Below are 252 nucleotides of genomic sequence, written 5' to 3'. Positions count from 1 at the left end.
TTATGTCTCCGTCGCAGGAGACGTAAATCCTTAGAAAGGAGGTGATCCAGCCGCACCTTCCGATACGGCTACCTTGTTACGACTTCACCCCAATCATCTACCCCACCTTCGACGGCTGGCTCCTTGCGGTTACCCCACCGGCTTCGGGTGTTGTAAACTCTCGTGGTGTGACGGGCGGTGTGTACAAGACCCGGGAACGTATTCACCGCGGCATGCTGATCCGCGATTACTAGCAATTCCGACTTCATGCAG

1 rRNA gene is annotated in these 252 nt (G+C 55.6%); it reads right to left on the bottom strand.

Features of this window, described 5'->3' with window-relative positions:
• Positions 1–34 precede the first annotated feature (34 nt).
• Positions 35–252: ribosomal RNA gene (locus tag ACXX53_RS23180) — 16S ribosomal RNA — on the bottom strand; the annotation flags it as partial.

This window comes from Paenibacillus marinisediminis, assembly GCF_054343325.1.
This window is presented reverse-complemented; position numbering and strand designations above follow the sequence as displayed.